The organism is Flavobacterium sp., from assembly GCF_013822155.1.
In the GTDB taxonomy this organism is placed as follows: Bacteria; Bacteroidota; Bacteroidia; order Flavobacteriales; family Flavobacteriaceae; genus Flavobacterium.
This window is the reverse complement of the sequence record NZ_PNJW01000002.1, coordinates 134,078-140,100: the sequence shown is the minus strand read 5'-3', so window position 1 is coordinate 140,100 and position 6,023 is coordinate 134,078. Positions and strand designations below refer to the sequence as shown.

Here is a 6,023-nt window from a genome sequence, read left to right as displayed (position 1 = left end):
TATTAATAATTCACACCAAAAATTTGATGTTAACAACTGTTAATAAAAACAAAAAAAATCTTCATTTTGAGCTTTTTATCCTTTTTTTAACCTGTTAACAAGTCTGTATAACTTACAACAACTTTTAAAATCAAATTTAATAGAAAAAGTTATTGTACAAATGAACAGGCTATAATAACCATCATAAAATTAAATTTTTAAAAACTTTTTTTGTTTCTGTTTTTAATGAATGTTGAAAACTATTTTGATTTTAAAGTAATGGGTGAAGGGTAATTTGTAAAAGGTTTTTAGAATTCTCAAATTTTATAAATTCGTGTTCAATCAAAATTTTATAAAATCTTATTCCGTGCTTACTGTGAAGAATGACTATTCCACAATCCGTAAATGACTATCCAAATTATTCAAAATTCCTCTCACTACTTCCACATCATTTTGATGTACTTTCAATTTAATACCGCCATAAGCAATACTTGCAAACGGATCTATTGAAACAATGGTTTCATTTTCAAAAAAGTATTGAATTCCTTCGTTTTCTAAAATAGATTTTAAAACCGCAATTTCTGTGGGTAAATTAAAAATAGCTACGGTAATAAATTCTTTCATTTTTCAAATTTTTATAAAGATACAAAAGTTATATTTTCAATAAATCTCTAATTCAAATTCTATTTTCTGCTATCTTATTCGTAATTTTCAACTTTATTAGAAAAGAATTATGAGTAAGAAACCAAGAAAAATGAGTAAAAAAAACAAAGATTTTACTGCACAGATATTTAAAATTCTGTCAAAAGAAACAAATAAATCATTTAATTACAAACAAATAGCTGCTATTTTAGAACTTGATGATACAAAAAGCAGAAACGAAATTATCCGCGATTTAAAAATATTAAAAGCACAGGATAAAATTCACGAAACAGAAATTGGTAAATACCAAATTATCTCCAAAGCCGAGTATTATGAAGGAACAATCGATATGACTTCTCGAAAAACAGGATACTTTGTTTGTAATGAATTAGAAGAAGATGTATTTGTGCCTTTTATCAATTTAAACCATGCATTGGATAACGATAAAGTAAAAGCTTATATCTACAACAGAAGAAGTTCCCGCAGACCCGAAGCTGAAGTTTTAGAAATTTTAGAAAGAGCCAAAACAGAATTTGTGGGGGTAATTGATGTTCAAAAGAATTTCGCTTTTGTAACTACAGCCAATGCAAAAATGTACACCGACATATTCATTCCAAAAAATAAAATGGGTGAAGCCGAACATGGCGATGTTGTTTTGGTTAAAATGGAAGATTGGCCTACAAAAGCCGATAGTCCTTTTGGATCTGTAATTAAAGTTTTAGGAAAACCGGGTGAACACAATACAGAAATTCATGCTATTCTTGCGGAATATGGTTTGCCTTATGATTTTCCTATTGAAGTAGAAGCCTATGCTAATAAAATAGATACATCTATCACGAAAGAAGAAATTGTTAAACGTCGCGATATACGTAAAACGTTGACGTTTACTATTGATCCAAGAGATGCTAAAGATTTTGATGATGCCTTGTCTTTTGAAAAATTAGACAATGGAAATTATGAAATAGGTATTCACATTGCCGATGTATCCCATTATTTGCAAGAAGGAACTATTTTGGATGACGAAGCCTATAAACGAGCCACATCGGTTTATTTAGTGGATCGTGTTGTTCCTATGCTTCCGGAGGTTTTAAGTAACGATGCGTGTTCGCTGAATCCACACGAGGATAAATTCACCTTCTCGGCTATTTTTGAAATTACACCAAAAGCTGAAGTAGTAAATCAATGGTTTGGAAGAACAGTGATTTATTCTGATCAGCGTTTTGCTTATGAAGAAGCTCAGTACATTATTGAAACCAAAAATGATGTCATTCCGGCAGAAATTTCGTTAACCGGAAAAGATTATAAAACGCCACAACCTGTTGTTGAAGCAACTTTAAAATTGGATGAATTAGCTAAAATTCTTCGTCAAAAAAGAATGGCTAACGGTGCTATTTCTTTTGATAAAGTTGAAGTAAAATTCAATTTGAATGAAGAAGCAGAACCCGTGGGTGTTTTCTTTAAAATATCCAAAGATGCCAATCATTTGATTGAAGAGTTTATGTTGTTGGCCAATAGAAAAGTGGCCGAATTTATAGGAAAACAAAAGAAAACCTTTGTTTACAGAATTCACGATGAACCGAATGAAGATAAATTAATCAATTTACAAACAGTAATTTCAAAGTTTGGTTATAGTATTAATTTTAAATCAAAACAAGATATTTCTAAATCATTGAATGCGTTATTGAATGATGTAAATGGTAAAAAAGAACAGAATTTAGTCGATACGTTGACCATACGAAGTATGAGTAAAGCGGTTTATTCTACCGAAAATATTGGTCATTACGGTTTAGCATTTGATTATTATTCGCATTTTACTTCGCCTATTCGTCGTTATCCGGATGTGATGGTGCATCGATTGTTGCAATATTATTTAGATGGAGGAAAATCGGCCGATGCGGATGTTTTTGAAGAAAAATGTGCTCATTCCTCCGACATGGAAAACTTAGCAGCTCAAGCCGAACGCGACAGTATCAAATATATGCAGGTGAAATATATGCAAGACCATAAAGACCAGGAGTTTTTAGGAGTAATTTCAGGTGTAACTGAATGGGGAATTTATGTAGAAATTGTAGAGAATAAATGTGAAGGAATGGTTAGAATTCGTGAAATTAAAGAAGATTATTATGTTTTTGACGAAAAACAATATGCTTTAGTTGGTGAAGTTTCTAAGAGTATTTTACAATTAGGCGACGAAGTTTACGTTAAAGTAAAAAATGCAGATTTAGTGAAGAAACAATTGGATTTTCATTTTATTAGAAGGAATGAATAAAACTATTTTTTTGTTTCAAACTGTAACATTTTGATACTGGTAAAGTCTTTGATATTAACTTTTAATTTTAATCGTTATGAAAAATAGTTTAATTATCCTTTTAGTATTCATTAATACAACATTATTTTCTCAAACTATAACAAAAAATCTGGGAAATTTTTCAGTGGTAAAAGTTTTTGATCAGATATCTGTTCAATTAATTCCGGGACCGGAAAGTAAAGTAGAAATCAAAGGAACTCGAGCTTCAGAAGTTGAATTAGTCAACAAAAATGAAGAATTAAAAATTCGAATGAAATTTTCAAAACTTTTACAAGGAGAATCGATAGAAGTAACGGTTTACTACCAAAAATTAGAATCTGTTGAAGCTAATGAGGGATCGTATGTAAATAGTGAAACACCAATTAAAGGAATAAATTTTAGTTTAAATGCTAAAGAAGGTGCAGAAATTAAGATTGCTTTAGACGTTCAGCGAGCTTCTGTAAAATTAAATTCAGGCGGTAAAATTAAAATTTCCGGTACAACAGATAATCAAGAAGTTGTGATAACCTCAGGAGGTGAATTAAAAGCTTCTAATTTTATCAGTAAACAAACAACAGTTAGTGTTAGTGCCGGTGGTGAAGCTTCAATTCACGCAACAGATTTTGTTGATGCTAAAGTGAAAGCCGGCGGCGAAATTTATATCTACGGAAGTCCGAAAAAAATTAACCAAAAAACAGTAATTGGAGGAACCATTAAAGAAATGAACTAAAAATACGTTTATTTTAAATTTTAAATTTTAAATTAGCATTTAGAAAGTTTCGCAACTTGAAACTTAAAACTTGAAACAAACTTAAATGCTTAACGATATTTTAGCAGCTATTCCGTGGGGAATTTTACTTGCTTTTACTATTGGCCCTGTTTTTTTTGTTTTACTTGAAACAAGTATTACCAAAGGATTTAAAGCAGCTATGGTTTTTGATCTTGGGGTGGTTTTTGGTGATTTTATATTTATTTTAATTGCTTATTTCAGTACAAATCAATTGTTAGAAAAATTAAAAGATGACCCGAGTTTATTCATTTTTGGAGGCGTTATCATGTTTTTTTTCGGATTAATTTCTTTTATAAAAGAAAAAAAGAGCAAAAAGAAAAACCTCAACCAGGAATTTCATGCTGATTCGATACCTAAAAACAATTACCTCAGTTTATTTTTTAAAGGATTTATTCTCAATTTTATCAATATTGGTGTTTTAGGCTTTTGGGTTGGAATTATTATTGTTTTTGGTCCGCAAATGAATATGGAACCAAACAGAATTACACTTTTTTTATCCGTTATTATTACGACTTATTTACTGACAGATATAGTAAAAATCGTTTTGGCTAAACAATTAAAAAATCGTTTAACGCCTTATATTATCTATAAAATTAAACGAGTGATTAGTGCCGTTTTAATGGTTTTTGGTTTCTTTTTGATTGTTCAAGGTTTCTTCCCAAAAGAAAAAGAAATGATTAAGGAGAAGATTGAGCAGATGAATGAATAAAATCTATGAAAACAGTTCTATTTATATGTTGTTTACTTTTATCTCAGTTTTTATGGGCACAAAATGATACTGTTTTCGTTTCAAAACCAAAATTAGGCTTAATATCTGTTGATAAATTAAATGTGGTTTATCGTGGAATTAGAAATCCAATTTCAATTGTCGTACCCAATGCAAAATCATTCTCTGTTTCTGGACTAGGAGTATCCCAAGAAAAAGGAAACTATTATATTTCACCAGGACAAGGGAACGAAATGATTGTTATTTTAGAAATTATACTAGAAGATGATTCAAAAGTAATTGAAGAATATGTTTTCAGGATAAAAAATATTGGAAACCCTCTAGGTAGAATAAATAATAGAAATTGTAAAGACTGCATAGTGATTATGAAATTGTCAGAATTGGAAAATGCTGAAATTACAGTTTATTTTGAAGATCTTATAAATGGTTTGAAGTTAAATGTATCAAGTTTTAGTGTTGAGCTTTCTAATAAAACGAATTTAGAAATATCTGGAAACAAAATTGATGAAGAAACATATAAACAGCTTAAAAGGCAAAAAAATAACACAGAGTTTAAAATTCATAATATAAACTATACTGAAAGTTTATTGGGTTGTTTTCCAAGTGCTGGTGTGATTAATGTTAGAATTTCTGATTGATTCTTATTAAAACGAATCGTAATAATAAAAAGCTGTTTTTTGAGGTATTGCCCTTCCCGTAGCGATCAGAAGTAACGGATTACACTGTTTTGCATCATCTTTAATTAATTTTTTCTAAAAATTTACAATAAAAAAAAGAGCTACCTTTCAGTAACTCTTTCAGAGGCATCGCCCGGATTCGAACAGGGGTAGACGGTTTTGCATCATCTTTAATTAATTTTTTCTAAAAATTTACAATAAAAAAAAGAGCTACTTTTCAGTAACTCTTTTAGAGGCATCGCCCGGATTCGAACCGGGGTAGACGGTTTTGCGTTATCTTTAATTAATTTTTTCTAAAAATTTAGCATAAAAAAACCTCCAAGGTTCCTTGAAGGTTTTAGAGGCATCGCCCGGATTCGAACCGGGGTAGACGGTTTTGCAGACCGGTGCCTAGCCGCTCGGCCACAACGCCTGATGTATGGACGGCAAATGTAAATAAAAAGTTTAAAGTTAAAAAGTTTAAAGTTAAAAAACTTTTATAAAAAGTAATCTGAAACTTAGACTTAAGAGATGCTTCCTTCGTCAGGATGACAATTATCCACTAAAAAATCCGCAACTTTAACTTCTATATTCCTCCATTTGGATAGTAACTGCTTCCACATCACCACCAATGGGTGGATTGAGTTTTGATACCCCAATCAAAACCCGAGCTATAGAAGGAATCTCTTTAAAAATTCTCGAAATAATTCGATGAGCTACATGTTCCAATAATTTCGAACGAATGGCCATTTCTTCCACTACAATTCGGTTTAATAAAACATAATCAACCGTGTCATGTAAATCATCTGAAATAGCTGACTTTCGCATATCGGTTTTTACTTCTAAATCAATTGAATAATCAGAGCCAATTTTACTTTCCTCAAGCAAACAACCATGAAAAGAAAAGGTGCGAATGTTTTGTAACCGAATAGTGCCCATAAT

Annotated in this window: 6 protein-coding genes and 1 tRNA gene; 4 read left to right on the top strand and 3 right to left on the bottom strand. The window is 30.6% G+C overall.

Features of this window, described 5'->3' with window-relative positions; translation table 11 throughout:
• Positions 1 to 366: 366 nt before the first annotated feature.
• Positions 367 to 603: a DUF2007 domain-containing protein gene (locus C0512_RS01260; RefSeq protein ID WP_290858273.1), complete on the bottom strand. Its 237-nt coding sequence runs from the start codon at positions 601 to 603 to the stop codon at positions 367 to 369.
• A 109-nt stretch (positions 604 to 712) separates the two neighbouring features.
• Here C0512_RS01260 and rnr point away from each other — a divergent pair, with 109 nt between their 5' ends.
• From rnr to C0512_RS01240, 4 genes are all read left to right on the top strand, one after another.
• Positions 713 to 2,890 (top strand): ribonuclease R, encoded by a 2,178-nt coding sequence (gene rnr / locus C0512_RS01255; RefSeq protein ID WP_290858271.1) that lies wholly within the window; start codon positions 713 to 715, stop codon positions 2,888 to 2,890.
• 76 nt (positions 2,891 to 2,966) lie between these two features.
• Positions 2,967 to 3,638: a head GIN domain-containing protein gene (locus C0512_RS01250; protein WP_290858270.1), complete on the top strand. Its 672-nt coding sequence runs from the start codon at positions 2,967 to 2,969 to the stop codon at positions 3,636 to 3,638.
• An 85-nt stretch (positions 3,639 to 3,723) separates the two neighbouring features.
• Positions 3,724 to 4,407, top strand: coding sequence for a LysE family transporter (locus C0512_RS01245; RefSeq protein ID WP_290858268.1), 684 nt, complete (start codon positions 3,724 to 3,726; stop codon positions 4,405 to 4,407).
• A gap of 5 nt (positions 4,408 to 4,412) precedes the next feature.
• Positions 4,413 to 5,063 (top strand): GldM family protein, encoded by a 651-nt coding sequence (locus C0512_RS01240; protein ID WP_290858266.1) that lies wholly within the window; start codon positions 4,413 to 4,415, stop codon positions 5,061 to 5,063.
• A 380-nt stretch (positions 5,064 to 5,443) separates the two neighbouring features.
• Here the strand turns inward: C0512_RS01240 and C0512_RS01235 are convergent.
• A tRNA-Cys gene (locus tag C0512_RS01235) sits at positions 5,444 to 5,514 on the bottom strand.
• A gap of 146 nt (positions 5,515 to 5,660) precedes the next feature.
• Positions 5,661 to 6,020, bottom strand: coding sequence for a dihydroneopterin aldolase (gene folB, locus C0512_RS01230; protein ID WP_290858265.1), 360 nt, complete (start codon positions 6,018 to 6,020; stop codon positions 5,661 to 5,663).
• Between the last annotated feature and the right edge of the window lie 3 nt (positions 6,021 to 6,023).